The organism is Nocardia sp. NPDC019219 (genome assembly GCF_040632645.1).
Taxonomy (GTDB): Bacteria; Actinomycetota; Actinomycetes; order Mycobacteriales; family Mycobacteriaceae; genus Nocardia; species Nocardia sputorum.
Genome location: NZ_JBEYCG010000020.1, coordinates 104,407 through 130,849, shown reverse-complemented (window position 1 = coordinate 130,849; position 26,443 = coordinate 104,407). Strand labels below are relative to the sequence as shown.

Here is a 26,443-nt window from a genome sequence, read left to right as displayed (position 1 = left end):
GAATGAGAGTGCGAATACGAGCTCACACGACGATGGGTCTTCCACGTGGCGCAGTTCCGCACCCTCACACAGCAGCGGGTCGAACTGGAAAAAGAATGGGAGCGTTGGGCGACGGCTCCACAGGTGACGTCCCGGCCCAGCGCCGCCGTCCTCCGCAACGAAGTAGCGCAGTCGTGGCGGCGGTCGATGTACACCGTCGATCCCGGTACCACGGTCGCGCCCGCGGTGGACGACATCGGCGATCGCTGGGCGGCGTCCCCACTCCGGGAACCGGTGACGGCGCTGGCGGGTGAACTGCGCGCCGTCACCGAGGACTCCGGCTACCTGGCCGTGGTCACCGACAGCGCGGGCACCGTCTTGTGGTCCTGCGGCGACCGCACGCTGCGCAGGCAGGCCGAACAGGTCAATCTCGCCCCGGGCGGGTGCTGGGGCGAAAGCCATATGGGCACCAACGGTTTGGCGCTGGCGCTGCACACCGATCGCCCTGCGACGGTGTTCTCCGCCGAGCACCTGATCGCCGCTCTGCACGGCTGGGTCTGCTATTCCGCGCCCATCCACGGGCCGGACGGCAGACAGGTCGGCGCGTTGGACCTGTCCAGTTCCTGGGAGCGCTCGCATCCCGCGGTGCTCACCTCGGTGCGGGCGCTGGTGACGGCGGTGGAGACGATGTTGCGCACCGCCGCGCCCGTACCCACGCCGGGGATCCGGCTGGAATGCCTCGGCGCCGCACGCCTGGTGCGCGACGGGGTGCCGCTGCCGCTGCCGCCTCGGCAACTGGAAATTCTCGCGCTGCTGGCGCTCCAGCCGGACGGCTTCACCCCCGAGCAATTGCACGCCGCCCTGTACGGCGACCGGTCGGTTTCCATCAGCACGCTCAAAGCCGATGTCTCGCATCTGCGCCGGGCGATCGGAGGCGACATCAGCAATCGCCGGTACGCGCTGACCGGTCCGGTCTCCTGCGATGCCGTCGACCTGCTCGCCGCCGTCACCGCGGGCGACACCACCTCGGCGGTGTGGCTGTACCGGGGGCCGCTGCTGCCCGGATCGGAGGCGCCCGCCGTGTTGCGGTGGCGCGACCATCTCGACGTGGGCGTGCGGACCGCCGTGCTCACCGGCGACCGGGCAGAACACGCGGTCGCGTTCGGCGAACGCGCACCCCGCGACATCGCGGTCCACGAGCACGCGCTGCGGTTGCTCCCGCCCGACGACGTGCGGCGCGCGGTGGTCGCGGCTCGGCTGCATACCGCGTTGCGCGACTGACGTTCTCACACCAACCTCGCGCCAACCTCCGCGGACCATAGTGAGTCGGTCCGAGATACATCAGCGAGGAATCATGAGCTTTGCCAGATCGGTGCCGGGACTCCGGCATCGCCGACTACCCGACACACGCCGGCCACGTCATCCACGCCGGTCCGCCGACGCGGGAACGCACCGGGTGGACATCACCGATCGCGCCAGAGCCGCCTTGCGCCGCGTCATCCACCAGCACGGGGCTGTGCTGCTGCATCAGTCCGGCGGACACCGCGACAGCGTCGAGCCCCGCTGCCTGCCCATCCGGGAATCCCGGATCGACGGCGCGGACGTCCTGCTCGGAAGCCTCCCCTGGCACACCGAATTCTGGATCAGCGGCGAGCAATACGAGCATTGGAAGCACACCCATGTGACCGTGGACGTGGCCGATGCGCCCGGCGGCCGCGCTTCGGACGCGCTCGACGGCCTGCGATTCGTCCTCAGATCACGGCTGCTCACCGACGAGGAAGCAGCGGCGCTGGCGGCCGGAGGGCCGCCGCGCACCGGAGCCGACCGGTTGGCGTGACCCCTGCGCGAACGAACCGGCGGATCGTCCGCCCGGGTGGGCACGACCACCCGGGCGGACGTCGTTCGTCAGCGTCCGGGCAGGAACCGCAGACTGCGGGCCACGGTCATCAGGAACGGCTGCCACCTGTCTTTGGGGAACAGCTTGGGCGCGTCGAGATTCATGAAGCGCGTGACCACGACCGTTTGCGGTTCGGTGAACTTGAGCAGACCGTCCGGACCGTGCCTGCGCCCCACACCGGAGATGCCCATGCCGCCCATCGGCGCTCCGGTGGTGCCCCACGCCGGCGCGTAGCCCTCGTCCACGCAGACCGTGCCCGCGTGCAGCCGCGCCGCGATCCGCTCGCCTTCGGACTTGCTCGCCGCCCACACCGAGGCGTTGAGGCCGTAGTCGGTGTCGTTGGCCAGGCGCACGGCCTCATCGACGCTGTCGACCGGATAGATCGACACCAGCGGGCCGAAGGTCTCGTCGCGACCGCATTCCATCTCATCGGTCACGTCGGCGAGCACGGTCGGCTCGAAGAACAGCGGACCCAGATCCGGCCGGGCCGTGCCGCCGGTGAGCACCTTCGCCCCCTTCGAGGTGGCGTCCGCGACGTGCTTGGACACCGTCTCCAGTTGGGCTTCGGAGATGAGGCTGCCGATGTCGGTCGAATAGTCGTAGGCGGCGCCGAGTTTCGCCGCGTTCACCGCGGCCACGAATTTCTCGGTGAACGCCGCGGCGACCGCGCGCTCCACATACAGCCGCTCGATCGAGATGCACAGCTGCCCGGCGTTGGAGAAGCAGGCGCGCACGGCCGCCTTGGCGGCTTTGTCCAAGTCGGCGCCCGCGGTGACGATCATCGGGTTCTTCCCGCCGAGTTCGGCGGAGAAGCCGATCAGCCTGCGGCCACACTGCTCGGCCAGGGTGCGGCCGGTCGCGGAGGAACCGGTGAACATCAGATAGTCGCAGTCCTCGACGATCGCGGTGCCGACCACATTGCCCGGGCCGGGGACGACCGCGAGCAGCTCGCGCGGCAGACCCGCCCGGTAGAGCAACTCGGCCCCGGCCAGCGTGGAGAACGGGGTCTGGCTGTCGGGCTTGACCACCACGGCGTTGCCCGCGATGAGCGCCGGGATGGAATCGCCGATCGACAGCAGCAGCGGATAGTTCCACGGCGCGATGACACCGACGACGCCTTTGGGCTGGTACCGGACGGAGGCGCGGTTGAGCACGGGGAACGCGCCCGGTACGCGATGAGCGTCCAGCAGACTCGGTGCGATCCTGGCGAAATACCGGGCCGCGAACATCAGCCCCATGATTTCTTCCTGGGCCGCCCAGCGCGCCTTGCCGGTCTCGGCCTGCACCACGTCCATCAGGAACTCGCGATGCTCGACCACCAGCGCGCGGTACCGATTCAGCACAGCGGCGCGTTCGGCCACCGGCCGGGCCGCCCAGCGCTCCTGCGCGGTTCTGGCCTTGCCGAAGGCGGCGGCGACGTCGGCCGCGGTGCCGACCGGCACGCTGCCCAGCGGGTTCCCGGTGAACGTCTCGGTGATCTTCCTGCGCTGACGGTCTGCGGGCGCCTCGATCGCGGCCAGCGCGCTCAGGCGGTCGAATACATCGGCTTCCGGCGCGGGCATCGTTGCCTCCTACTTGTGAGTAACCGAGGGATACACACAATCTACGCCGCGCGCGGCGGGCTCTGAACCGGCCACGGGAGGATTTCCCGCGCCGCGAGTCGCTGCGTGCCCGCACAGGTCGGTCGCACCCGCACGGGCGAGTTAGAGTTATGCACGGCGGCAATCAATTTCGGCGCAACGCCGACAGCGCACAAGAGCAACTGCCGAGTCAAATCGAGTCCCGCTCACCGGGACAGAGCGGCCGGATCGCCCGGTTCGTGGATTACGTTGTGCCGATGTTCAGAGCGAGGCTCGGGGTCCGCACCCGGATTCTGGCGATCGCGCTCATCCCGAGCCTGACTCTGCTTGTCGTCGGTGTGGGTGCTACGAGCTATCTGGTCGCGGAGGGAACCAAAGCCAAGGACTGGGCGGCCGAGAACCAGAAAGCCATCCCCTCGACCAGGGAGATGATGGAGGCGGTCCAGCAGGAACGCCACCTGACACTCGCGCACCTGTCCGGCGACGGCACCGCGGCGACCGCGCTGGGCGCCGCGCGCATGCGTCTGGACGGGGCGCTGCGCGGCCTGATCCAGGCCTCCGAAGGCATCCGCGACGTCGACGACTCCAAGCTCGGCGACAACGTGGCCAACTTCACCACCCTCACGCAGAACATGAGCGCCGTGCGCGGCGGCGTCGACGCCGCCGCGCTGCCGCCCGCGGACGCGTACATGTTCTACAACCGCCTGCTCGACGTCATCTCCGTGGGCACCAAGGTCGCCGAGCAGACCGCGCCGTACACCGAGATCGGCGTCCGGATCGCCACCGGCATGCGGCTGTTCAACGCCACCGAGGCGATGGCGCGCAGCAACGCGCTGGGCGGCCTGTACATCGACGGCCCCACACCCCCGGCCATCCCCGCCGAGGAGTACATCCGCCAGATCGGCTTCTACCACAGCGAGATCGCCGCGCTCGGCGCCGAGTTGGAAGGCGCGGAACAGCGTCATCTGCAGACGCTCATCGCCAGTCCGGCCTGGCAGCAGCTCACCACCATGGAGAACGCCGTCGTCCAGCGCGCCATGGCATCCGCTCAGCCGCCCTCGACCGGATCGAGCACATCCGGCAGCGGTGCGCGAGCGTCGAGCCCGCCACCGCTGCCGCTGAGCACGCAGGAATGGCACAGCGCCGCCGCCGAGGTCAACCGCGGCCTGATCGACGCCTGGACCACGCACAACCGGGCCTCGCAGAAACTCGCGGAGGACAAGGCCGCCGCGGCCGCGACCAGATCCGCGTTCGCGGGCGGCGGCGTGCTGGTGGTCAGCGTGCTGGCGTTCCTCATCGCGGTGATCATCGCCAACCGCGTGATCCGCCGATTGAAGCGGCTGCGCGGGCAGACGCTGGCCTTGGCCGATGAACGGTTGCCGGACATGATGCGCAGACTGCGCGATGGTGAAACCGTCGACCCCGCGGCCGAATCCTCCGTTCTCGACTACGGCAGCGACGAGATCGGCCAGGTGGCCAAGGCGTTCCAGCACGCGCATTCCGCCGCCGTCGCCGCGGCGGTGGCCGAGGCCCGCACCCGGGAAGGCGTGAAGGCGGTCTTCCTGAACATCGCGCACCGCAGCCAGATCGTGGTGCACCGGCAGCTGGAGATTCTGGACGAAGCCGAGCAGCGGCAGGAGGATCCGGTCCTGCTCGACACGTTGTTCCGGCTCGACCACCTCGCGACGCGCGAGCGGCGCAACGCCGAGAACCTCACCATCCTCGGCGGCGGCAAACCGGGCAGGCAGTGGCGCAACCCGGTCCCGCTGGTCGATTTGGTGCGCAGCGCCGTCGGCGAGACGCTCGACTACGCCCGGGTCCGGGTGGCCCGGCTGCCCGAGGTCCGCGTGCTCGGCACCGTGGTCGCCGACCTCATCCACCTGCTCGCCGAACTGGTGGACAACGCGACCTCCTTCTCGCCGCCGCAGTCGCGGGTCGAGGTCTCCGGCAACGTGGTCGGCAAGGGCGTCGTGGTCGAGATCGCCGACCAGGGCATGGGCATGTCCGAAGAAGACCGGGCCACGATGAACGAGATGCTATGCGATCCACCGGATTTCGGGGTGGCTGCGCTGTCGGCGGACTCGCGGCTGGGGTTGTTCGTGGTCGCGCAGCTGGCCGCGCGCCACGGCATCGCGGTGCGGCTCTCGGACTCCGACTACGGCGGCATCAAGGCCATCGTGCTGGTTCCGTCCGCCCTCATCGCGACCGATTCCGGTGCGCCGCAGACACCGGCGGAGCTCACCGATCCCGGCCGCCGCGGCAGGCTCTTCGACGGCCCGTCGGTCGCGGCGGAGACGGAGACCGCAGTGCAGACCGCGCCGTCGTCCGTCGCGACCCTGCCGGTCGAAGCCGCCGCGCTCCCGCGCTACGGACCCCGCCCGTATACCGAGGCGCCGATGCAACCGGGCCCCGACGGCCGCCCGGCGCTTCCCCGGCGCACCCGACAGACCAACCTCGCACCGCAATTGGCGCAGCCGGTCCAGGAGCAGGCCGCCTCCGTGCAGCCGCCACGCTCCGCCGAGCAGGCCCGCGATCTGATGTCCGCCATCGAGAACGGGACCAGGCAGGGCCGTCGCGCCGTCATCTCCGACGAACAGGAAGGCTAGGGGTGTCCGCTTCTCCCGCAGGTGATCTGAATTGGCTGCTCGACGATCTCGTCGACCGGCTGGCCGGCGTGCGCCACGCGGTGGTGCTGTCCACCGACGGGCTACTACTGGGCCGCTCCAGCGGTATGAGCCGCGAGGACGCCGAACATTTCGGCGCGATGTCCTCGGCGCTCTACGGGCTGGCGCGCAGCGCGGGCAACCGATTCGACGGCGGTAGCGTCCGGCAGGCGGTCATCGAACTCGACCGCGCGGTGCTGTTCGTGACCTCCGCGGGCGACAACGCCTGCCTGGCACTGCAAGCCGCCGAATCGGCCAACCTCGGCATGGTGGCCTACGAGATGAACCTGACCGTGCAGCGGGTCGGCAACTACCTGTCCACGACTGCCCGTCAAGACCTCGTCGGACATGTCGAGTAAGTCCTGCCATGACCCATCCGCGTGAGCCCTGGTTCGATGAGGCGGCCGGACCGCTGGTGCGTCCCTACGCGCTCACCCGCGGGCGCACCGCGGGCGCCGGACCCGAACTGGATATGCTCACCACCGTGATCGCGGACACCTCCGCGCCCACGTTGCGACGCAGTGAACCCGAGTACGCCGATATCCTTCGGCTGTGCCGGGTTTCGCAGACCGTCGCCGAACTCTCCGCACAGTTGCGTTTGCCGCTGGCGGTGACGAAGATCCTCGTCGGTGACCTGATCGGCGACGGGCAACTGATTTTCCGTGCTCCCGTTCCGACGGAGGCCGGACCCGATGACCTCAACATATTGCGAGCGGTACTGGATGGAATCCGAAAACTTTGACCCGAGCGGCACACCGCAGCTGGCCGCGTCGGTCAAGATCCTCGTCGCCGGCGGGTTCGGCGTCGGCAAGACCACCATGGTCTCGGCCATCAGCGAGGTCGCGCCCTTGCGCACCGAGGAGCTGATCACCGAGGTGAGCACCGGCATCGACGATCTGTCGGGCGTCGAGCAGAAGTCCACGACCACCGTCGCCCTGGACTTCGGCAGGCTCACCATCGACCGTGACCTGGTGCTGTACCTGTTCGGCACACCCGGGCAGGACCGGTTCTGGTTCCTCTGGGACGAACTGGCGCGCGGCGCGCTCGGCGCTGTCGTGCTGGCCGACACTCGCAGGCTGGGCAACTCCTTCGCGGCCGTGGACTTCTTCGAGCGGCGCCGCCTGCCGTTCATGGTGGGCGTCAACTGCTTCGACGGCGCGCCGCGCTACACCATCGACGAAGTGCGTGACGCCCTCGACCTCGACTCGGTCACCCCCGTCATGCTCTGCGACGCGCGCGACCGCAGCTCCTGCAAAGACGTGCTGCTCACCCTCGTGGAGCACCTGATCCAGCGGGCGCAGCGCGCACACGCCACCACCTGAGCGCCCCCGCGGCGAGGGCGCCCCCTAGGCTTCGGCGGGCCTCACACCTGCCGTAGCCAGGCCACGAAAAGCAGCACGCCGCCCGCGACGAGCGCGACCGCGACCGGAGCGGGCCACCGCGGCCCGTTCCGGCCGAGCAGCCCGCGGGTGAGCCGCAACTGGAACGCGCCCAGACCGGACAGAATCAGCAGCCACACCGGCAGCAGACCGACGCCCAGCACCGCGTGCACCGCCCAAGCGCCCGCCAAGGTGGGCCCGCCCCAGGACCCGTGCAGGTCGTCACCGGCGACGAGCGGGAAGCAGACGCCGCGGAACGCGGCCACGACCGCGAGGAATGCCAGGAACCAGGCCAGCAGGCCCACCCCGCCGCTGAGCACCGAGTGCGACACCGAGCGCAGCGCGGAGAATTTACGCGGCAGAACGGATTCGCCGAGCATTCGCCGCGGCACGCGTAGCCGGGTCGGAATCCGCCGCGCCGCCAGCGGTAGCGCCCGCAGGGCGTAGGCGGCATAGCGCAGGAGTGTCCGAAGCCACGACATACCGCCGACGGTAGCGCTGTCCGGTCCGCGATTCACCGTAGCAAGCCCGCGTGCACCAGATCGTCGAACAGCAACTGATCGACCGGGGGGACGAGAACGCGGTCGGCGTAGGAGAACCACGCGACCTCCTCGATTTCGCTGCTCGCGGCCAGCGTTCCACGGTAATCCGCGGTGTAGCAGCTCATTCGCACCACCGCCCCGTCCACCGGGCCGTGCGACGCCTCGTAGGTGCCCACGTGCGCGGCGGTCTCCGGCAACAGCGCGACGGTCAGCTCTTCCTCGATCTCGCGCAGCAGAGTCTGCAGATCGGTCTCGCCGCCCTCGCGCTTGCCGCCCGGGATGTAGAAGATGTCCTTGCCACGCGGTCTGGCGCAGAGGATTCGTCCGTCCTCGATGCGCACCCATGCCACCGTGTCGATCAGTTGCCGCACTCGCCCGTCCGCCACCGCCGCAGCCTATCGCCGCGCGGCGGCGAACGCGGAACCGGCCGCAACCCGTTCAGCTCGAGGGCAGGAGGGATGGGTCCTTGGCGCCGGGACCGAGTACGGGACGCAGGTCGCGCGACGCGACGCGTTCCCCGCATTCGGAGCACACCGGCTCGACGGTCGCCAGGTTTCCGCACGTGGCGTGCAAGGTCTGCACCGGAGGGCCGTCCGGCGCGGACCATTCGTCGCCCCACTGACGCATCGCGGTGACGACCAACCACAGCGAACGACCTTTCGGGGTGAGCCGGTAGTCGTAGCGAACCGGTTTGTCCTGGTAGGGCTCCCGGCTCAGCACCCCGTGCACGACCAGATGCTCGAGGCGCTGAGTGAGCACATTGCGGGCGATCCCGAGGCGGGCGCGGAAGTCGTCGAAGCGCGTCACGCCGAACAGGGCGTCGCGCACGATCAGCAGCGTCCACCACTCCCCGACCACCTCGAGGCACTGGGCCAGCGAGCAGTTCATCTCCTCGAAGCTCGTCCTGCGCATAGCCACCAGAATAGTCGGTTGCTTCAAAGAACTCACCAATTTATGGTGAGTTTTATGAAGCAACTAACTAGGCGGTCCATCGCCGAGGAGTTCGCGCTCACCGAGACGGGCGCCGGTGGATGGCAGGCGCGTGTCGAGCGGTCCTGGCGCGGTTGGACCGGACCGCACGGCGGCGTGATCGCGGCTCTGCTCATCGAGGTGGCTCGGGCGGCGGCCGCCGAACCACTGCCCGTGCGCGCTGTGGATCTCCGGTTCCTGGGCCGCCCCACAGAGGACCTGCTCACCTTCCGGGTGACCGAGCACGCCGTCGGGCGTAGCACCGTCGTCCTGGAGGTTTACGCCGACCAGGGCGGCAACCCGGTCGCCGGAGCGTCCGTCACACTCGGTCGCACCGTGGCATCGGACGTCGCGGACTACGCGGGCGCGCCCGCACCGCGCGTGCCCGACCCCGACTCCTGCGCACCCTTCGCCCTCCCGCCTGAAATCGTCCCGGCAAGCGCGCATTTCACCATCCGTCCCGCCGCGGGACCGCTGCCGCTCACCGCGGCGGACGAACCGATGATGTGCGCGTGGATCGGCCTCGTCCCCGAGCTGCCCGCGAACGCGGCCACCCTCGCGATCCTCGCCGACGCGTTGCCGCCCGCCGTCTTTCCCACGCTGCGCGGGCCCGTCGCGATCCCCACCGTCACGCTGTCGATGCACCTGCACCACGTGCCGACCGGCGACTTCCCGGTGCTGGTGCGCACGGCGAACGCCTCCACCGGCGGCGGATGGTCGGTGGACGACACCCTGATCTGGGACCGCGACGGCCGGCTGCTCGCCTCGGCCCGCCAGACCCGCCGCGTGCTCGGCTGAAACGGAGACGATCGTGAATCCCCCCGCCACGGCCCCGACGCGGGCCGCCGCCGACTTCCGGGTCGTGCTCGCCGTCGTCTCGATCGGCGTCCTGCTGTCGAGCCTGGATCTGTTCATCGTCAACGTCGCTCTGCCGGACCTGGCCGCCGATTTCGGCGGAGCCCGGATCTCGGGGCTTTCCTGGGTGCTCAACGCCTACGCCATCGTGTTCGCCGCACTGCTGGTCCCGGCGGGACGACTCGGTGACCGCCGCAGCGTCCGGACCACCTTCCTTCTGGGACTGCTGGTGTTCGTCGCCGGGTCGGCACTGTGCGCGACCGCCTGGGACGTCGGGTCACTGGTGCTGTTCCGTGTCCTGCAGGCCGTCGGCGGCGCGCTGCTGACGCCCGCTTCGCTCGGCTTGGTACTCGCGGCCAGCCCGCCGCAGCGCCGCGCCGCGGCGGTACGCCTGTGGGTCGCCTTCGGAGGGCTCGGCGCGGCCCTCGGTCCGGTGCTGGGCGGCGTTCTGGTGGAATTCGGCTGGCGCTGGGTCTTTTTGGTGAACGTGCCGATCGGTCTGGTCGCTGTGGTGGTCGGGATGCGGACGTTGCCCGATCCGCCGGGCGACGGTGGGCGGCTGCCCGACCTGCTTGGTGCGGCGCTGCTGGTCGGCGCGATCGCCGGGCTGGTGCTCGGGCTGGTCAAGGGCGAGGACTGGGGGTGGTCGTCGGCGCGGGTTCTGACGGCGTTCGCGGTGGCGGCCGTCCTGACGGTGGCGTTCGTCGTCTCCTCCGCCCGGCACCACAGTCCGGTGGTGGATCCGGCCCTGCTGCGCGCGCCCAACTTCGCCTGGATGACCGGCAACGCGGTCTTGTTCAACGTCGCCTTCGGCGCGATGCTGCTGTCGGCGGTGCTGTGGGCGCAGGACGTGTGGGGCTGGTCGGCATTGCGCACCGGCCTGGCCATCGCGCCGGGGCCGCTGATGGTCCCGGTGGTCGCCGTCCTGGCTGGACGGCTGATCGGCCGGATCGGCGCCGGTCCGGTCATCGCCGCGGGCGGGGTCGTGTTCGGCGCGGGCATGCTGTGGTGGGTGCGCGCGATCACCCTCACACCCGACTACGTCGGCGGCCTGCTCGGCGGCATGGTGGTCAGCGGCATCGGGGTCGGCCTCACCCTGCCGACCGCCTTCGCGGCGGGCACCAGCGGGCTGCCGCCGCACCGGTTCGCCACCGGGTCGGCCGTGCTGAGCATGGCGCGCCAGATCGGTCTCGCGATCGGCGTCGCGATCCTGGTCGCGGTGCTCGGCACACCCGCGGGCCCGGAGGCGGCCCTCGACGCGTTCCGGCGCGGGTGGTCGGTGACGGCCGCGGTCGCCGTCCTCGCGGGCCTGGTCGGCGCAGCCGCGCGCATGCCGAAACCTGCCGCGGCGCAGCCGGATCCGGTCACGCAGTCGACCGTGGCCTGATCCTCTCCACACCCAGCGCCGGCGTGCAACCGCACGCGCAAGAGACCGAACGGGGCACCGGCCTGGCCGACGTGGGATTCCGGCGGGCGCGGGTGCCGATGCCGGACCGGGCCATGGCCACGCTGATCGACGACGCGTTCGGCTCGGTTCCGGCTCCTTCGGCGCTCAGCGCACCCACGAGGGCCTGACGCCGGTGCCGCTACGCCGTTCGGACCGTGAGGTTCTCGCGCCCGGCCGCCAGCGCCACGTGCGCGAGGGCCTCGTCCAACCCCCGCCTGGGTAACGGCGCACCGTCGAACATGGTGATCTCGACAGCGTCGTCGGCGAGCTCCCACACGCCCGCGATACGTCCACCCACCACGACGATCGGTGAGATCCAGCCCGCGGCGCGGCTCACTTTCGCGCGGTGGGCGGCAGGGAGCAGGGCGGTGTCACCGGTGCCCGGCGCGAGCACGTACTGGTCGAAGGCGCCGAGCAGGTGCACCGTCGCGCTCGGCGCGGCGGCGGCCAATTCGTCGACCCGCTCGGTCGGCAGGAAGGCGCGGCGGCCCTCCACGTCCACCTCGGTGAGCAGGTCACCCAGTTCGGCGAACCAGCGCCGCACCGTGGTCTTGCGCAAGCTGTTGCGGCTGAGCCAGGCGTCGAAGGTCTCCGGCGTCGCCGGGCCGTAGGCGCTGAGATAGGCGAGGATCGCCGCCCGCGCCGCCGCATCCGGCTCGGGCAGCCCGGGCCAGTCGCGGATCAGACGCGCCGGACTGGTGAACGTCACCTTGCTGCCCCGCGCCGGGCCGTGGCAGAGCGCCCCCTGCCAGGCCAACGGTTTGAGCAGCGCACCCCACCCGGAGCGCAACTCTTCACCGAGGCGGTGGAACTCCGGCGCGGACATCAGGGCTTCGACCAATTCCTCCCGGGTGAGCACCGCGGCGGCGAGCACCTCGGCGACCGCCTCGGTCAACGCCGAGACCTCCGCGGGCGAGGCGCCGAAAGTCCTCTGCCAGGACGGCTTCTCCCAGGTGCGCGCGGAGCCGATGAGCGCGAGAGCGGCCGCGGCCAGGTCGGGGGTCAGGGCGTGCAGCGTGCCGCGCATCGCCCAGGTCTTCATCAGACTGCCGTCGTCGAGCGCGCGGACCAGCGCGCCGGATTCGGGTTTCGTGCTGCGCAGGGCGACAGCCAGTTCCGCCGCGGAGGTGACCTGGGCTTGTACGCCGCACAAGCGCTCGGCGATCGCTTCGGCCCCCTCGTCGGTGCGGAACCCGACGTGCTGACGTCGCAGCCGCCAGGCGAAGACCTGATCCCAGGTGGCTCGCACGCGCGCTCCTTCTCGTACTCAGCTCAGCAGCGCACCGGCGGCGGCCACCGTCGCGGCGGCCAGTGCCGACCCGGCGACCGTCATCGCGATCACGCCGAGCAAGGCGGTGCGGGTGGTGGCTCGCCGGATCGCGCCGACCGGGTCGGCCAGCCGCTCGGCGCGGGCCAGTACCGCCGTGCCCGCCGCCGCCAGCGCTCCCGGGGGCGCGGGCTCGACGATGCCCACGATCGCCAGCAGTCCGCCCAGCAGCGGCAGCGAACCGTGCTCGTCGGCGGCCTTGTCGTCGGCGCACATCTCCAGCAGCCGGGCGATCTCGGCCGCGCCGACGGTGAACAACCGCAAGCCCGGCAGCGTGGTGGCCACCGCGCGCAGCACCGCCGTCAACGCCGCGTGCCGGCCGGACAGGTGCGCGCGTTCGTGCGCGAGCACCGCGGCGAGTTGGTCGCCCTCCAGCGCTTCCAGCGCGGCCGTCGTGACGACGATGGTGTCGGGCTTTCCCGGCACGCAGTACACCTGCCGTTCCGGCGACTCCAGCACGACCGCGCCGATACCCGGCACCGGCCTGCCGACCAGGCGGACTGCCCGCGCATGGACGCTGGTACGCCTGCGCATGTCCACGACGACACCCACCGCGCGCGCCACCAACGCGAACGTGCCCGCGGCCACCAGCGCCGCCACCGCGAACGTCGCCGCCCGACCGGCCGCGGCACCGTGCACGTGCATGGGAGACCACAGGAACGAGGCGCACGCGCTCAGCGCGTCCTTCGGGTGTCCCCAGTAGGTCGCGAACTCGACCGTCACGACCGCCGCCGCGATTCCCCAGGCGCTGAGCGCACCGATGATCGCGACCACCCAGGCGGTCACACCCAGCCGCGGCGCGATGCCGCGGTGGGTCAGACTGCGCAGGACGGGCGGACCGAAGGTCGCCACGACGCCGCCGTACAGCGTCAGCGCGATGGCCAGGCTCACGGCACTTCTGGTGACTTGCGCGCCGCCAGTCTGCGTAGCGCGGCACGCAACCCGGCCGATTCCTCGGCGCTGATCCGGTCGACGAAATGACTGAGCACCAGGTCCGATCGTCCGCCGGAACCGAGCGCTTCCAGCATGAGCCGGGCGCTGTGCTCTTCCCTGGTGAGGGTCGGCCAATATCGATAGGCCTTACCGGCGCGTTCGCGCGCCAGCCAGCCTTTCCGATGCAGATTGTCCATGGTCGACATCACCGTCGTATAAGCGATGTCGCGCTGAGCCGACAGTTCGTCGAAGATCTCGCGCACCGTTGTGTCCTCTGCGTCCTGATCCCAGATGCGGTCCATGATCACCGCCTCCAAATCCCCGAATCCACGCACCGTACCGACTCCCTCATCCGCGCTGTGCCCCGTCGTGGGAACAGGTTACCGGCTGGGATGAGTTACTACGGAGGCAACCAGTAGATCCGCGCAGGCCACCCGGACTGTCGGACCGCCGTGCGAACATATGTTCGTGTCCGATGCGCCCGTCTCCCGACCCGGTCGACCCCGGATACTCGCGCGCCCGGAGGCATCGATCCTGCATGCCGATCTCGACTCGTTCTATGCCTCGGTCGAGCAGCGCGACGACCCGAGGCTGCGCGGCAAACCGGTGATCGTCGGCGGCGGCGTGGTCCTGGCCGCCAGTTACGAGGCCAAGGCGTTCGGCGTGCGCACTCCGATGAACGGTGGGCAGGCGCGCCGGTTGTGCCCGCACGCGATCGTGGTGCCGCCGCGCATGTCCGCCTACGCGGAGGCGAGCAAAGCCGTCTTCGAGATCTTTCGCGACACCACGCCGGTCGTGGAAGGCATTTCCATCGATGAGGCGTTTCTCGACGTCGGCGGGCTGCGCCGGATCGCGGGCGAACCGGTGGCCATCGCGACGCGGCTGCGCGCGGAAGTCCGCGACCGGGTCGGCTTACCGATCTCCGTGGGGATCGCCCGCACCAAGTTCCTCGCCAAGGTGGCCGGCGCCGTCGCCAAGCCCGATGGCTTGCGGCTGGTGCCGCCGGACCAGGAACTGGACTTCCTGCACCCGCTGCCGGTCGAAAGGCTCTGGGGCGTAGGCGATGTCACCGCGCGGACGTTGCACGAGCACGGCATCACCCGGGTCGGTCAGGTGGCGGAGCTGGGTGAGCGCCCGCTGCGGGCGATCCTCGGGCCCGCCGCGGCCCGCCATCTCTACGCCCTGTCCTGGGCGCGTGACCCGCGCCGCGTCGAGACCGGCAGGCGGCGGCGCTCGATCGGCGCCCAGCGCGCCCTCGGCCGCAAGCATCGTCCCCCGGACGAGATCGAGGCCTACCTGCACGGGCTCACCGATCGGCTGGGCAGGCGGCTGCGCGCCGCCGAGCGGGTATGCCGAACCGTGGTGCTGCGTCTGCGTTTCGATGATTTCGCCCGGGCCACCCGCTCACATACCTTGGCCGAAGCCACCGATCACACCGAGACGATTCTGCTCGCTGCCCGCGGTCTGCTCACCGGCGCGATGCCGCTCATCCAGGAACGCGGCCTCACCCTGATCGGCCTGGCGCTGACCAACCTCGACGATGCCGACGCCGTACAGCTCACCCTGCCTTTCGAGGCCCGCGCCGCCAACACCCTCGATGCGACCCTCGACGACCTGCGCCGACGCTTCGGCTCCACCGCCGTCACCCGCGCCGCCCTCCTGCATCGCGGCGAAGGCATGTCGGTCCCGCTCCTGCCCGACTAGTCCTGTGTGGCCCTCCTCCTACCCGTTCGCCACCCGCGACCGTTCAATACGCCCGTTTCGGCCGCTTGTCCATCAACCGCAGGATCAGCGGCGTGAAGATGAGCTGCATCGCCAGCTCCATCTTCCCGCCGGGCACCACGATGCAGTTCGTCCGCGACATGAACGAGTCGTGCAGCATCGACAGCAGATAGGGGAAGTCGATCACCTTCGGGTCGGCGAAGCGGATCACCACGAAGCTCTCGTCCGCCGTCGGAATGCTGCGCGCGATGAACGGATTGGACGTGTCCACGGTCGGTACCCGCTGGAAGTTGACGTAGGTGCGGGAGAACTGCGGGCAGATGTAGGTCACGTAGTCCGGCATGCGGCGCAGGATCGTGTCGATCACGGCCTCGCTGGAGTAGCCGCGCTCGGTCTTGTCCCGGATCACCTTCTGGATCCACTCCAGGTTGATGATCGGCACGACGCCTACCAGCAGATCGGTGTAGCGGGCCACGTCCACGGTGGCGGTGACCGCCGCGCCGTGCAGGCCCTCGTAGAACAGCAGGTCGCTGCCGGGCGTCAACTCCTCCCACGGCGTGAAGGTGCCCGGCTGCTGACCGTAGGGTTTGGCCTCGGCCTCGTCGTGCAGGTACCGGCGCACGGTCCCGACGCCGGTCTCGCCGTAGTCGCGGAACAGCGTCTCCAATTCCTTCAGTAGGTTGGCTTCCTCGCCGAAGTGCGAGAACCGCACATTGCGGTTCTGCTCGGCCTCGGCCATGGCCAGTTTCATCTCGTTGCGGTCGTAACGGTGGAACGCGTCGCCCTCGACGATCGCCGCGTCGATTCCTTCGCGGCGGAAGATCTCCTGAAACGTCCGGGTCACGCTGGAAGTCCCCGCCCCGGAGGACCCGGTGATGGCGACGACCGGGTGCTTGGCCGACATGGTTCTCCTCTTCAGCGCTGGGCCGGACGAAACAGCGACCGCCTGCCGAACAGCGAGCTGTCGAAGCTGGGTCCCTCATCCGGCTCGCGGTGATACCGCTCGATGCGCTCGACTTCGTTGCGGGAGCCGAAGATCAGCGGCACCCGTTGGTGGACGTCGCCGGGCAGCACTTCCAGCACCCGTTCGCTTCCGGTGGTCGCCGCGCCGCCGGCCTGTTCGACGATGAACGCGATCGGATTGGCGCCGTAGAGCAACGCCACCCGCCCCGGACGCGCGGGCGGGCGGGTATCACGCGGATACAGGTACACCCCACCGCGGGTGAGGATGTGGAAGGTGTCCGCGACCAGCGAGGCCACCCAGCGCATATTGAAGTCCCGCTCCCGCGGACCGTCCACGCCGTCCAGGCATTCCTGCACGTAGCGGCGCACCGGGCGCTCCCAGAATCGCTCGTTGGCCGCGTTGATCGCGAAACCCGACGTGTCGTCCGGGATGCGCATCCGCGGGTGGGTCAGCACAAAGGCGCCGATCTCCCGGTCCAGCGTGAACCCGTCCACCCCGCTGCCGGTCGTCAACACCAGCATGGTCGCCGGTCCGTACAGGGTGAAGCCCGCGCATACCTGCTCGACCCCTGGTTGCAGGAAGTCGTCCGCGGCCGGGCCGCTGCCGGGCGCGGGCATACGCAGCACGCTGAAGATGGTGCCCACGGGAAGGTTCACGTCGATGTTCGACGAACCGTCCAACGGATCGAACGCCAGCAGATACTTCCCGCGCCGATGCGTCGCGGGCACCGGATGGATCTCACTGATCTGTTCGGAGAGCAACGCCGACAGATGCCCCGTCCACTGCGTTTCGGCGACCATGATGTCGTTGGCGATCGCGTCCAGTTTGCGATGCACCGTCGGCGGCAGGTTGTCCGGCTCCGAGGCGCCCAACGATCCGACGATCGCGCCGCGGGTGACCTGATTGGCGACGATCTTCGTCGCGGTCGCGATGACGTTCACCAGCCCGGAGAACTCGCCGGACGAGCCGGGATGCCGATGCTCCTGCTCGATGGTGTACCGGGTGAGGGTCTTCAATCCTTCTGGCATGGCGGCTCGATCTCGTCACCGGCGGGCTCGCGCGGTCGGCTCGGGGTCGGTGAACACGCTGCTGCCGTAGACATCGCGGTCGGTCAGCGTGATCAGATCGGTCTTGGTCAACGGCCTGCGCAGTTCGACGAGACGCTTGGCCTGCCGCAACCGGCAGCGGTCCAGCGCATTGCGCACGCTGCGCGCGTTGGAGAAGCGCGGACGAGCCATCCGGCGTTCCAGGTACTCCCCGAACGCGGTCCGCGCCGCGTCGTCGAAATGGAAGTTCTCCGCGGCCACCATGAGTTCGGCGATGGCCAGCAGTTCCGCCTGGGTGTAGTCGGCGAACTCCAGGTGATGGGCGACCCGCGAGGACAGGCCCGGATTGGCGGAGAAGAAGCGGTCCATCCGGTCGGGATATCCCGCGAAGATCACCACCAGGCTGGCGCGCTCGTTCTCCATCTCCTGCAACAGGATCTCGATCACCTCCTGCCCGTAGTCGCGTTCGTTCTCCGGCCGGAACAGGTAGTAGGCCTCGTCGATGAACAGCACGCCGCCCGCCGCTTTGGCCAGCGCCTCCTTGGTCTTCGGTGCGGTGTGCCCGATGAACTGGCCCACCAGATCGTCTCGCGTGACGGTGTGCACCTTCGGTTTGCGGATGTAGCCGAGTGCGTGCAGCATTTGCGCCATCCGCAGCGCCACCGTCGTCTTGCCGGTCCCCGGCCCGCCGGTGAAGCTCATGTGCATGGTTGGCCGCGACGAGGTCAGCCCGAAACGCTGCCGCGCGCGGTCGATCAGCAGCAGCGCCGCGATCTCGCGGACCCGCCGCTTCACCGGGGCCAGCCCGATCAGTTCCGCGTCCAGTCTGCGCAGCGTCTCCTCGACATCGTGGCCCGCGATGTCGGCGGACAGATCCAGCACCGCGTCCTCGCCCAGAATCTCCGGCTCCTCCGGTTCGGCGGGCGCCGTCCGCACCGCGCCGGGGACGTCGGCCCCCGGGCGGTGCAGACGGAATCCGGAGCCGTTGCGCTCAGCCGCCATACCGGTCTCCCGGGCGGACGGTCGTCGCATACGAGTGCAGACCGTACTTCTGCCTGCGGTCCGGCCCTTCGGTGCGAGTCAGCACGAAGCCGGGCTCGTCGGGCGGCCGCTGCACCAGGAAACTCAGCGCCGTCGTCTGCCTGGTGTAGCGGGCGTCATAGGCCAGCACCCGCACGTAATGGCGCGGAAAGGTGGCCCGGCAGGCGTTGATCTCGGCCAGCACGCCGTCGGGCTCGTCGAGATCGAACAACGGCAATCCCCACATCTCCCAGTAGGCGTTGCGCGGATGCGGATCGTCGGTGTACTCGATGGACACCGGCCAGTTGTTCAGCAGCGCGTAGCGCACCTGGGCGGCGATCTGCTCGTCGGTCAGCGGCGGCAGGTAGCAGAACGTTCCGTGCCTGAGATACATCGGTGAGTCCTTCCGGGATGGTCAGCGGCTGGCCGTCGGCACGGCGTCCGGCGCGTCGGTGGAGGTGTAGTCGAAGGTGACGTCGCCCCAGGTCGCCAGGGCTACATCGAGCGGACGGCAGATCTCGGCCGCCTTGCGCAACACCTCGGGCCCCTCCTTCAGCAGGTCGCGCCCTTCGTTGCGGGCCTGCACGACCGCCTCCAGGGCGACCCGGTTCGCCTCCGCCCCCGCGGCGATGCCGAGCGGGTGCCCGATGGTGCCGCCGCCGAACTGCAGCACCACGTCGTCACCGAAGAGGTCGAGCAGCTGATGCATCTGCCCGGCATGGATGCCGCCGGAGGCCACCGGCATCACGCCGGGCAGGCTCGCCCAATACTGGTCGAAGAAGATCCCGTTGGCCGGCTCGGTCCGGATGTGATTCTCCCGCAAGGTGTCGTAGAACCCTTTGGTCGTCGCAGGATCGCCCTCCAGTTTTCCCACCACGGTGCCCGCGTGCAGATGGTCGACGCCGATCAGCCTGCACCACTTGGCCAGCACCCGGAAGCTGACGCCGTGCGTCTTCTGCCGCGTGTAGGTGGAATGCCCCGCGCGGTGCAGGTGCAGCAGCACGCCGTTGCGGCGCGCCCAGTGCGACATCGACTGCATCGCGGTGAACCCGACGGTGAGATCCATCATGATCACGACGCTGCCGAGTTCTTTGGCGAATTCCGCCCGCTCGTACATCTCCTCCATCGACGCGGCGGTCACATTCAGGTAGTGACCTTTGATCTCGCCGGTTTCGGCCATCGCGCGGTTGACGCCCTCCATCGCGAACAGGTAGCGGTCGCGCCAGCGCATGAACGGCTGCGAGTTGATGTTCTCGTCGTCCTTGGTGAAATCCAGGCCGCCTTTGCACGCCTCGTAGATCACCCGCCCGTAATTGCGGGCCGATAGCCCGAGTTTCGGTTTCACCGTCGCGCCCAGCAGCGGCCTGCCGTATTTGTTGAGATATTCGCGTTCCATCACCGTGCCGTGCGGCGGCCCCTGGAACGTCTTCACGTAGGCCACCGGAATGCGCATGTCCTCCAGCCGCAGCGCCAGCAACGGCTTGAACCCGAACACGTTGCCGATGATCGAGGAGGTCAGGTTGGTGATCGATCCCTCCTCGAACAGGTCGAGATCGTAAGCGACATAGGCGAAGTACTCCCCCGGCCGTCCGGGGACCTCGTCGATGCGGTAGCACTTCGCCTGATAACGCGAGTGCGCGGTGAGCCGGTCGGTCCACACCACCGTCCACGTCGCCGTGGAGGACTCGCCCGCCACCGCGGCGGCGGCCTCGATCGGGTCGACGCCGCGCTGCGGGGTCACCCGGAACACGGCGAGCACGTCGGTTTCCGACGGCTGATAGTCCGGCGCGTAATACCCCATCGACGCATAGGATTGGACACCCGGATCCCAGCGGTCGCGTTCGATTTCTTCGGCCATCGTTCCTCCTGCTGTGCCACTGCGGGACACCCGCACCCGGGCGAACGGGCGTGCCTTGGGATTTCCAGGATGACGGGCCGGATACCGACAAACAATTTGATTGTTCCTCGCGATACTCAACATATTCGTTGAGTTTGTTACCGTCGTTCGATGGGTATGGTGAGCGCGGCTCGGATGGAAACCTTCCTGGCCGTCGCCCGCCACGGCAGCATTCGCCGCGCCGCGGCCCAACTGCACATCACCGAGGCCGCCGTCTCCGCGGCCGTCGCGCACATCGAGAAACAGCTCGGCGCCGAGCTCGTCGCCAAGGCCGGGCGCGGCATCATGCTCACGGAGTCCGGTCGCGTCTACGCCGAGTACTGCCGCGGCATCCTCGGGTTGATGAAGGAGGCGCAGGCCGCGGTACGCCGCGCCGAGACCGGGCGCCTGCGGATCGGCGTGGTCGCCACCGCGGGCGAATACGTCCTGCTGCGGCCGCTCGCCTCGTTCCGCCGCCGGTTCCCCGACATCGAGCTGAGCCTGTCGGTGCACCCGCGCGACGCGCTGTTCCTCGAATTGCAACATCACGAAACGGATCTCGTCATCGCGGGCCGCCCACCTCGGGACACCGGGCTGGTGGTGCGCGCTCGGCGGCCGAGCCGCCTGGTCGTGGTCGGACTGCCGGAACTCGACCCACTGCACACCACATGGCTGCTGCGCGGGCGCGGCTCCGGTACCCGGGAGGCCACCCTCGGCCTACTGGAGCAACTCCGGATCGAACCACCCACGCTCACCCTCGGATCCCACGGCGCGGTCCTGGCCGCCGCGCGAGAAGGATTGGGCGTCACACTGATCCACAGCGATGCCATCTCCCAGGACCTGGAGAACGGCGTGCTGCGCGTCCTCCCGGTCGAGGGCACCCCGCTGGACCGTCCCTGGCATGCCATCACCACCCGCACTCCGACGCCGACCACCCGCCTGTTCCTCGCCCATCTGCTCGACCCCGCCGAGGTCGGCTCCGACGCCTTTCATTCCCATTGATCGGCTCCCCGGCGCCGAACGACCGGTGCCGGGTTCCGCTGGACAGATGTGACAGACTGGCCCGCATGACCCGAGGGGACATACCGTCCAACGTGTCGGACACCGCGCGCTGGGTCGCGGCCTACCGGGCGCGCGAGACGACACGCCCGGACGCACTGTTCCACGATCCGCTCGCCGACCTGCTGGCCGGAGAACGCGGCCATGCCATCGCCGACAGCGCACCCCGAATGATGCGAGGCGGGTGGCCGATCGTCACCCGCACCAAGCTGATCGACGATCTCGTCACGAAAGCGGTCGCCGAGGGCTGCGACCGGGTCCTCAACCTCGCGGCCGGTCTGGACACCCGCCCCTATCGGCTGGATCTACCGCCCGAGCTGCTCTGGATCGAGGCGGATCTGCCGGGAATCGTCGCGGAGAAGGACGACGCGCTCGCCGATCAGACGCCGCACTGCGTGCTCATCCGCCGAGCGGTCGATCTCGCCGACCCCGATGCCCGCGCGAAGTTCCTCGACGAGGCGCTCGGCGCGATCGGCCCGGCCACCGCCCCCGCGTCGAAGGCCTTGGTGCTCACCGAGGGCCTGCTGATGTACCTCGACCCTCCGACGGTCACCGATCTGGCGAACGCCCTGGCCCGCCCGGAGATCGCCTGGTGGTTGCTCGACCTGAGCCTGGGCATGAAGAAGATGCGTTCCGGCGACACCTTCGCCAACGCGCCGATGAAATTCGAGCCCCCCAACGGCGTCCGCTTCTTCGAAGACCTCGGCTGGCAGCCGATCGAACTGGAAAGCCTGCTGCTGCACGCCCGCAAATTCCACCGCGCACCCTGGTACCTGCGCCCGTTCACCTATCTGCCGCAGCCCGACCCACGCAAACCCATGCGCAACCCGTGGTCGGGCATCATTCGTTTCCGCCACACCTGAGCGGGACGATCGAGCAGCGGTGATCACTTCTCCTCAGCTTGTGGTGCCGAAGTAAGCCGGGAGGCTCGCTATGTCGGGCCTCCCATCGGAGGCGAGATTCGCACTGGTCAACCAACGACAGCAAACGCGAGCCCTGTCGTGTGGCGGAATGACCGACACGGTGAGCGACCGCTCGACGTGCCGATCCGCAGCTACAGCTGGCCGTGTGGGGAGTCGAAGGTCAGGACGCGTCCGCCCAGTTGGATCTGGGCGCCGGGCGCGAGGGTGACCGGCCGGCCGGGGACCGCACGCACCCAATCCTGCCGTCCGGGATGACGGATGTGGGTGCCGTTGGTGGAGCCGCCGTCCACGACGGTGACGTCCCAGTCGACGAGACGGATCTCCGCGTGGGCCCGGGACATTCCACCCGAGCTGTCCTCCAGCCGCAGCGGGCGAGCGCCACGCGCGACGGCCTCGGCATACTCCGGCTCGCGTCCGAGCACGCAGTCGCTGTCCAGCACGAACGACGTGCCGTCGTCCAGGAGCAGCACGCCCAGCGGGGGACGCACCCCCTCGCTCAGCACGCAGGTGAGCTGATCCATCCGGATGCCGCACACCGCGCAGAAGGACACCCGCGGATCGTTGTGATGACCGCGGGCGCACTGGAAGCCGTGCACGATCACCCGATGTCCCAGCGTGTTCGAACCGGTCGACCCGAGCGCGGCCGCGACGACCTCGGCCGAGGGCACCACCGTCTCGGCGAGATTCGCGTCGTTGGCGATCGCGTGGTCCCGGTCGGTGCGGTGCGCGGGCCGCGCCGGTCCCTGGTCCGGTCGCGGCGGTATCGGCTGCGCCACCGGGGGTGTCACGCCCGGGCCCGGCGTGGCCCGGCGCGCCGCTGCCTGAAGATCGACTTCCGTTGCGGCGTCGACGGAATCCTCGCCTTTGCGCAGGCTCGGCGCCGGCCGCGGCTGCGCTCCTGACGCCTGCTCCGCTTCGGGACGGTGCGATGGCGGCGCCTGAGGTGCGGCGGATCCCGCGGCCGCCGCGGGGTCTTGTATCGGCGGAGCAGGGACCGAATGTGGTGTCGACACCGCCGGCGGTTCGACGTGCTGCGGCTCCTCGATCCGCGGCGGTTCGGGTGCCGGAACCGGCCGGGGCGCGGGCGGGGCTTGCCACGCGGCTCCCGCCTGAGGTCGCCGCCCGGGTTCGCCGCCGTGGGTCTCCGGTTCGCCGAGGTTCGCTTCCAGCGACGTCCCGGACCACAGCACCGCGCCCGACCCCGGTGCGGTTCCCTCGCCGAGCGCGAAGATACCGCGCCCCGGTAGCGACTCCGCGGTCCATCCCGCCTCGTCAACGAACAACCCCGCGCCGATGCCGGGTGCGGGCGTCACCATGCGGTCGACGGTGAATCCGGCGTCCCGGCCGCGCAGCACCTCCGTGTGGGCCGCGCCGGCGAGGACAGCGGTGACGCCACCGTGCAGGAAAACCGCGAGACCGTTGTCCGCCGGTGTGATCACGCCGAATTCGACCTCGTCCTCCTCGCCGTTGGCCAGCCCCATCAGCCAGGTCGTGGCCAGCCGCGCCACCGCGCGCCCACTGCGACTCCGGTCCCGCGCGACGGCATCGCGCACGATGTCCAGCAGCGCACCCATCGTCCGGGCCGCCACCGTGTCCGCTGTGACGACGCCGTCGCCGCGGTGCGCGACCACCACAACGGCACCGCTCGCGCTCGCCACCAGGTGGGCGCCGGGCAACACCTCGATCTGCGCGTTCACAGGAACCGGCCGCCTTGGAAGCGCCACCGGTGGAACACCACCCGCATCGGACCATTGACGATGAGCCAGAACACGATCCACGTGATGACGAACTGGATTCCGAACGCCACGAGCGACGGACGCAGATGTCCGGGCAGTACCACCGTGGTGTAGCGCACGAGGACCCACATCAGCGCCCCCTCGTTGACGATGGTGACGAAACCGAACAGGGTCGGCCAGTCCTTTTCCCAGCGGAACTGCTGCAGGAAATGGTAGAGCAATTCCCACAGCACACCGACCAGAACGGTGCCCAGCAGAACCGACAACGTCACCCGGTACGCCTGGCCGACGCTCAACGAACCGGTCGGCAGAAACGGGGTGATGACCAGCGCGACGACGAAGCCGATCACGCTCAGCGCGAGGAGACGGGTCTGGATTCGCCCGTTCAAGGTAGGAAGCATCGCTCAGATCTTCTCGTTCGTAACCCACAGCCACCATTGCCGCGTGGAGCGCAGCGGACCCATCCTGCGGCAGAACCCGACCGCGGCCAGATCGTCGGCGATCTCCTGCGCGGCGATCTGCAGGCCGAGGAAGGTGTCCACGCCGACGAACGGCCCGCCGAGCGTCGCGCTGCCGGAGGCGTACATCCGGCCCGTGCCGCTCCGGGTGCCGATCAGCTCGAAGGTCGTCTCCACGTCCAGCCTGCCGAGCGGATTGCGCCCGGCGCCCGCATGGTCCAGCAGGTCGGCCAGCAGCCGGTGCTCGCGGATATCGGCTTCCAACCCCGTGCAGTCGATGATGTAGTCGACGGTGGTGTCGAACGGTTGCGTCGGCGGCGGAAACGGCAGCGGCGCGGAGGTGTCCGGGAGAATCGTCGCGACCACGCCTTGGCGGCCCCCAGCTGGACGCGGAGCCCGCATCGTGCCCGCCATCACCTGGTACCAGCCTTCTCGGCGGCCGCGGCGCAGTTGTTCCTGCCAGTTGTCTCGGATCGGGGTATTGGTGCCCGAGATCTCCTTGTACGCCCGCGCCCGTTCCTCGCCTTGCAGTCGCCGCACCTTCTGCTTGAGCTGACCGCCCCACACCGACTTCGGATAGTTGAAGCCCTGGTAGGCCCACCCGTCGCCGCCCTTGCGCCGGCTGAAGATGTTCTTGCCGTGCGGGCCGGCGATATAGGTACGGAACAAATGCAGGATCCTGGTGTCGAGCCGGTGGGCGTCCCGGTCGTCGATGAGCCGCTGCAGGACGCGGCTGGCCACGATCCCGCTGCCGCGGATGAGCACGGTGCCGGGACGACGCTGCAGCGCCTGGTAGACGTGCTCGTGCGGCTCGTAGGCGTTGACCACGCGCGTCGGATCGCGATGGGTCTCGCGGTACTCCTGCAGGTCCGGCAGCAGTTTCAGACCCGGATAACCCACCGCGACATGCACATACGTGCTGCGAAAAGCCACCCGTTTGGTCGGCGTCGAACCCGCGGGCGGGGTGAGGACGGTGAAGTATCCACCACCGTGGCGCTTGCGGACCATCCGCACGTGGCCGCGGTGCAGGGAGCGGGCGTAACCGATGCGGTGGAACTCCCGCTCCATGGCGGCGAACGCCTGACCCGCGCGCGGGGTGTAGTAGTTCGCGAAGATCGGTTCGGTGAAGACGTTCCACAGCGGCTCGAGCGAGCGGTCCGCGATGGCCTCCCGTACCGCGTAGGACGGGAAGCCCCAGATGTTGTCCGGCGTCGAGGCCGAGTCGCTGCGCAGGCGCTCGCCGCGGGGAATCTGCGAGACCCTGGTCAGGTATTCGTAGGACGCCCAAGGGTGCTCCTGTGGACCGAGCACCGCCATCGACTCGGCGGGCACGCCGAAGATCCGGAGGGTGTCGTAGGTGACGAACGACCCGATTCCGCTGCCGATGGTCACGAACGGTACGTCGACCACCGGAATCCCTGCGCTGCCCAGCATTTCATCGGTCCACACGTCGGTGTCGACGAGGGCCTGCGTGATATCTCCCCGCATTGGCCGGACTTTACCGGCAGATTCTTATCAACTGCTTGCCATCGGCTTTCGCCGGACGACTCCGCCGGTGACGCGCGGTGCACGACGCGCGCGGACGATCTGCGCCGAACCTGCCACGCGGTCCGCCCTCGCGGACGTACCATGCCGTTCGTGGCCGATTCTCCTCGTTCCACCCCGCTGCGGGTTCTCGTGTACAGCAATGACGCCGACACCAGGCGCCAGGTGATGCAGGCCTTGGGCAAGCGTCCGAGCCCGGAGTTGCCGGAGTTCGAGTACCTCGAGGTCGCCACCGCCCCCGTGGTGATCGCGCAGATGGACGCCGGAGGCATCGACTTGGCCGTGCTCGACGGCGAGGCGAGCCCGGCCGGCGGACTGGGCATCGCCAAGCAGTTGAAGGACGAAGTCGATCCGTGCCCGCCCCTGCTCGTGCTCACCGGCCGCCCCGACGACGCCTGGCTGGCCAGTTGGTCGCGTGCGGAGGCCGCGGTGGCGCATCCGATCGATCCGCTCCGGCTCACCGAGGCCGTCGTCGCACTGTTGCGCAGTCGCTCCGCGGCCTGATCCGGAGTCGCGCCCGCCC

28 protein-coding genes are annotated in these 26,443 nt (G+C 69.5%); 13 read left to right on the top strand and 15 right to left on the bottom strand.

What is annotated here, in order from left to right; translation table 11 throughout:
- Positions 1-45 precede the first annotated feature (45 nt).
- Together ABZ552_RS29755 and ABZ552_RS29750 are read left to right on the top strand one after the other, a co-directional pair.
- On the top strand, positions 46-1,260 hold the full coding sequence (locus ABZ552_RS29755) for a transcriptional regulator (RefSeq protein ID WP_357441293.1): 1,215 nt from the start codon (positions 46-48) through the stop codon (positions 1,258-1,260).
- Positions 1,261-1,435: 175 nt separating this feature from the next.
- Positions 1,436-1,816 (top strand): DUF779 domain-containing protein, encoded by a 381-nt coding sequence (locus ABZ552_RS29750; RefSeq protein ID WP_357441290.1) that lies wholly within the window; start codon positions 1,436-1,438, stop codon positions 1,814-1,816.
- 68 nt (positions 1,817-1,884) lie between these two features.
- Here the strand turns inward: ABZ552_RS29750 and ABZ552_RS29745 are convergent, their stop codons facing one another.
- Entirely contained in the window at positions 1,885-3,438 is a 1,554-nt protein-coding gene (locus tag ABZ552_RS29745) for a succinic semialdehyde dehydrogenase (protein WP_281879838.1), read from the bottom strand.
- A 275-nt stretch (positions 3,439-3,713) separates the two neighbouring features.
- On the opposite strand from ABZ552_RS29745, the gene ABZ552_RS29740 reads away from it, so the two are divergent.
- Genes ABZ552_RS29740 through ABZ552_RS29725 form a run of 4 tightly spaced genes read left to right on the top strand, consistent with a single transcriptional unit; the run spans position 3,714 to position 7,441 of the window.
- Positions 3,714-6,062 carry a nitrate- and nitrite sensing domain-containing protein gene (locus tag ABZ552_RS29740; RefSeq protein ID WP_357441286.1) on the top strand — a complete coding sequence of 783 codons (2,349 nt, stop codon included), beginning with the start codon at positions 3,714-3,716 and terminating at the stop codon, positions 6,060-6,062.
- Positions 6,063-6,064: 2 nt separating this feature from the next.
- Positions 6,065-6,478, top strand: coding sequence for a roadblock/LC7 domain-containing protein (locus tag ABZ552_RS29735; RefSeq protein ID WP_357441283.1), 414 nt, complete (start codon positions 6,065-6,067; stop codon positions 6,476-6,478).
- A gap of 8 nt (positions 6,479-6,486) precedes the next feature.
- Positions 6,487-6,861, top strand: a complete 375-nt coding sequence (locus ABZ552_RS29730; RefSeq protein ID WP_195085380.1) for a DUF742 domain-containing protein — start codon at positions 6,487-6,489, stop codon at positions 6,859-6,861.
- Complete coding sequence (locus ABZ552_RS29725; RefSeq protein ID WP_281880946.1) at positions 6,842-7,441, top strand: ATP/GTP-binding protein; 600 nt, start codon at positions 6,842-6,844, stop codon at positions 7,439-7,441. The genes ABZ552_RS29730 and ABZ552_RS29725 overlap by 20 nt, the downstream gene beginning before the upstream one ends.
- Before the next feature lie 41 nt (positions 7,442-7,482).
- Here ABZ552_RS29725 and ABZ552_RS29720 read toward each other — a convergent pair whose 3' ends face one another.
- From ABZ552_RS29720 to ABZ552_RS29710, 3 genes are read right to left on the bottom strand one after another with little or no spacing between them, the layout of a single operon-like run.
- Entirely contained in the window at positions 7,483-7,980 is a 498-nt protein-coding gene (locus ABZ552_RS29720; protein ID WP_281879836.1) for a hypothetical protein, read from the bottom strand.
- A 32-nt stretch (positions 7,981-8,012) separates the two neighbouring features.
- Positions 8,013-8,426 carry an NUDIX domain-containing protein gene (locus ABZ552_RS29715; protein ID WP_281879835.1) on the bottom strand — a complete coding sequence of 138 codons (414 nt, stop codon included), beginning with the start codon at positions 8,424-8,426 and terminating at the stop codon, positions 8,013-8,015.
- Positions 8,427-8,478: 52 nt separating this feature from the next.
- Positions 8,479-8,952 (bottom strand): helix-turn-helix domain-containing protein, encoded by a 474-nt coding sequence (locus ABZ552_RS29710; protein WP_357441278.1) that lies wholly within the window; start codon positions 8,950-8,952, stop codon positions 8,479-8,481.
- Positions 8,953-9,006: 54 nt separating this feature from the next.
- On the opposite strand from ABZ552_RS29710, the gene ABZ552_RS29705 reads away from it, so the two are divergent.
- Genes ABZ552_RS29705 through ABZ552_RS29695 form a run of 3 tightly spaced genes read left to right on the top strand, consistent with a single transcriptional unit; the run spans position 9,007 to position 11,439 of the window.
- Positions 9,007-9,807, top strand: coding sequence for a thioesterase family protein (locus ABZ552_RS29705; RefSeq protein ID WP_357441275.1), 801 nt, complete (start codon positions 9,007-9,009; stop codon positions 9,805-9,807).
- A 13-nt stretch (positions 9,808-9,820) separates the two neighbouring features.
- The gene (locus ABZ552_RS29700) at positions 9,821-11,251 is read left to right on the top strand and encodes an MFS transporter (protein WP_357441272.1); all 1,431 of its coding nucleotides are present in this window, start codon (positions 9,821-9,823) and stop codon (positions 11,249-11,251) included.
- 23 nt (positions 11,252-11,274) lie between these two features.
- Positions 11,275-11,439 (top strand): hypothetical protein, encoded by a 165-nt coding sequence (locus ABZ552_RS29695; RefSeq protein WP_357441269.1) that lies wholly within the window; start codon positions 11,275-11,277, stop codon positions 11,437-11,439.
- Positions 11,440-11,450: 11 nt separating this feature from the next.
- On the opposite strand, the gene ABZ552_RS29690 is transcribed toward ABZ552_RS29695, so the two are convergent.
- From ABZ552_RS29690 to ABZ552_RS29680, 3 genes are read right to left on the bottom strand one after another with little or no spacing between them, the layout of a single operon-like run.
- Entirely contained in the window at positions 11,451-12,560 is a 1,110-nt protein-coding gene (locus ABZ552_RS29690; RefSeq protein ID WP_281918232.1) for a crosslink repair DNA glycosylase YcaQ family protein, read from the bottom strand.
- 18 nt (positions 12,561-12,578) lie between these two features.
- Positions 12,579-13,529, bottom strand: coding sequence for a M56 family metallopeptidase (locus ABZ552_RS29685; RefSeq protein ID WP_281879827.1), 951 nt, complete (start codon positions 13,527-13,529; stop codon positions 12,579-12,581).
- Positions 13,526-13,906 carry a BlaI/MecI/CopY family transcriptional regulator gene (locus tag ABZ552_RS29680; RefSeq protein ID WP_043691105.1) on the bottom strand — a complete coding sequence of 127 codons (381 nt, stop codon included), beginning with the start codon at positions 13,904-13,906 and terminating at the stop codon, positions 13,526-13,528. Before ABZ552_RS29680 ends, ABZ552_RS29685 begins: the two co-directional genes overlap by 4 nt.
- A 127-nt stretch (positions 13,907-14,033) precedes the next feature.
- Between ABZ552_RS29680 and dinB the strand changes: the two genes are divergently transcribed.
- Positions 14,034-15,275, top strand: coding sequence for a DNA polymerase IV (dinB, locus tag ABZ552_RS29675; RefSeq protein WP_357441265.1), 1,242 nt, complete (start codon positions 14,034-14,036; stop codon positions 15,273-15,275).
- A gap of 43 nt (positions 15,276-15,318) precedes the next feature.
- Here the strand turns inward: dinB and ABZ552_RS29670 are convergent, their stop codons facing one another.
- The 5 genes from ABZ552_RS29670 to ABZ552_RS29650 are packed head-to-tail and all read right to left on the bottom strand — an operon-like array spanning position 15,319 to position 20,181.
- Positions 15,319-16,197 carry a phosphoribulokinase gene (locus ABZ552_RS29670; RefSeq protein WP_281879824.1) on the bottom strand — a complete coding sequence of 293 codons (879 nt, stop codon included), beginning with the start codon at positions 16,195-16,197 and terminating at the stop codon, positions 15,319-15,321.
- An 11-nt stretch (positions 16,198-16,208) separates the two neighbouring features.
- Positions 16,209-17,285: a class 1 fructose-bisphosphatase gene (locus ABZ552_RS29665; protein ID WP_357441261.1), complete on the bottom strand. Its 1,077-nt coding sequence runs from the start codon at positions 17,283-17,285 to the stop codon at positions 16,209-16,211.
- A gap of 15 nt (positions 17,286-17,300) precedes the next feature.
- Complete coding sequence (locus tag ABZ552_RS29660) at positions 17,301-18,305, bottom strand: AAA family ATPase (protein ID WP_281918230.1); 1,005 nt, start codon at positions 18,303-18,305, stop codon at positions 17,301-17,303.
- Entirely contained in the window at positions 18,295-18,717 is a 423-nt protein-coding gene (locus ABZ552_RS29655) for a ribulose bisphosphate carboxylase small subunit (RefSeq protein ID WP_281879820.1), read from the bottom strand. Before ABZ552_RS29655 ends, ABZ552_RS29660 begins: the two co-directional genes overlap by 11 nt.
- Before the next feature lie 21 nt (positions 18,718-18,738).
- Positions 18,739-20,181: a form I ribulose bisphosphate carboxylase large subunit gene (locus ABZ552_RS29650; protein ID WP_281879819.1), complete on the bottom strand. Its 1,443-nt coding sequence runs from the start codon at positions 20,179-20,181 to the stop codon at positions 18,739-18,741.
- 150 nt (positions 20,182-20,331) lie between these two features.
- Here ABZ552_RS29650 and ABZ552_RS29645 point away from each other — a divergent pair, with 150 nt between their 5' ends.
- Together ABZ552_RS29645 and ABZ552_RS29640 are read left to right on the top strand one after the other, a co-directional pair.
- Positions 20,332-21,201 carry a LysR substrate-binding domain-containing protein gene (locus ABZ552_RS29645; protein WP_281879818.1) on the top strand — a complete coding sequence of 290 codons (870 nt, stop codon included), beginning with the start codon at positions 20,332-20,334 and terminating at the stop codon, positions 21,199-21,201.
- Between the two features lie 65 nt (positions 21,202-21,266).
- The gene (locus tag ABZ552_RS29640; protein WP_281879817.1) at positions 21,267-22,121 is read left to right on the top strand and encodes an SAM-dependent methyltransferase; all 855 of its coding nucleotides are present in this window, start codon (positions 21,267-21,269) and stop codon (positions 22,119-22,121) included.
- A gap of 191 nt (positions 22,122-22,312) precedes the next feature.
- Here ABZ552_RS29640 and ABZ552_RS29635 read toward each other — a convergent pair whose 3' ends face one another.
- From ABZ552_RS29635 to ABZ552_RS29625, 3 genes are read right to left on the bottom strand one after another with little or no spacing between them, the layout of a single operon-like run.
- Positions 22,313-23,878, bottom strand: a complete 1,566-nt coding sequence (locus tag ABZ552_RS29635) for an FHA domain-containing protein (protein WP_281918229.1) — start codon at positions 23,876-23,878, stop codon at positions 22,313-22,315.
- Positions 23,875-24,318, bottom strand: a complete 444-nt coding sequence (locus ABZ552_RS29630) for a hypothetical protein (protein WP_281879813.1) — start codon at positions 24,316-24,318, stop codon at positions 23,875-23,877. The genes ABZ552_RS29635 and ABZ552_RS29630 overlap by 4 nt, the downstream gene beginning before the upstream one ends.
- Positions 24,319-24,321: 3 nt before the next feature.
- Complete coding sequence (locus ABZ552_RS29625; RefSeq protein WP_281918228.1) at positions 24,322-25,863, bottom strand: hypothetical protein; 1,542 nt, start codon at positions 25,861-25,863, stop codon at positions 24,322-24,324.
- 225 nt (positions 25,864-26,088) lie between these two features.
- On the opposite strand from ABZ552_RS29625, the gene ABZ552_RS29620 reads away from it, so the two are divergent.
- A complete protein-coding gene (locus ABZ552_RS29620; protein ID WP_281880944.1) occupies positions 26,089-26,424 on the top strand; it encodes a hypothetical protein in 336 nt (111 codons plus the stop codon).
- Positions 26,425-26,443: the final 19 nt, after the last annotated feature.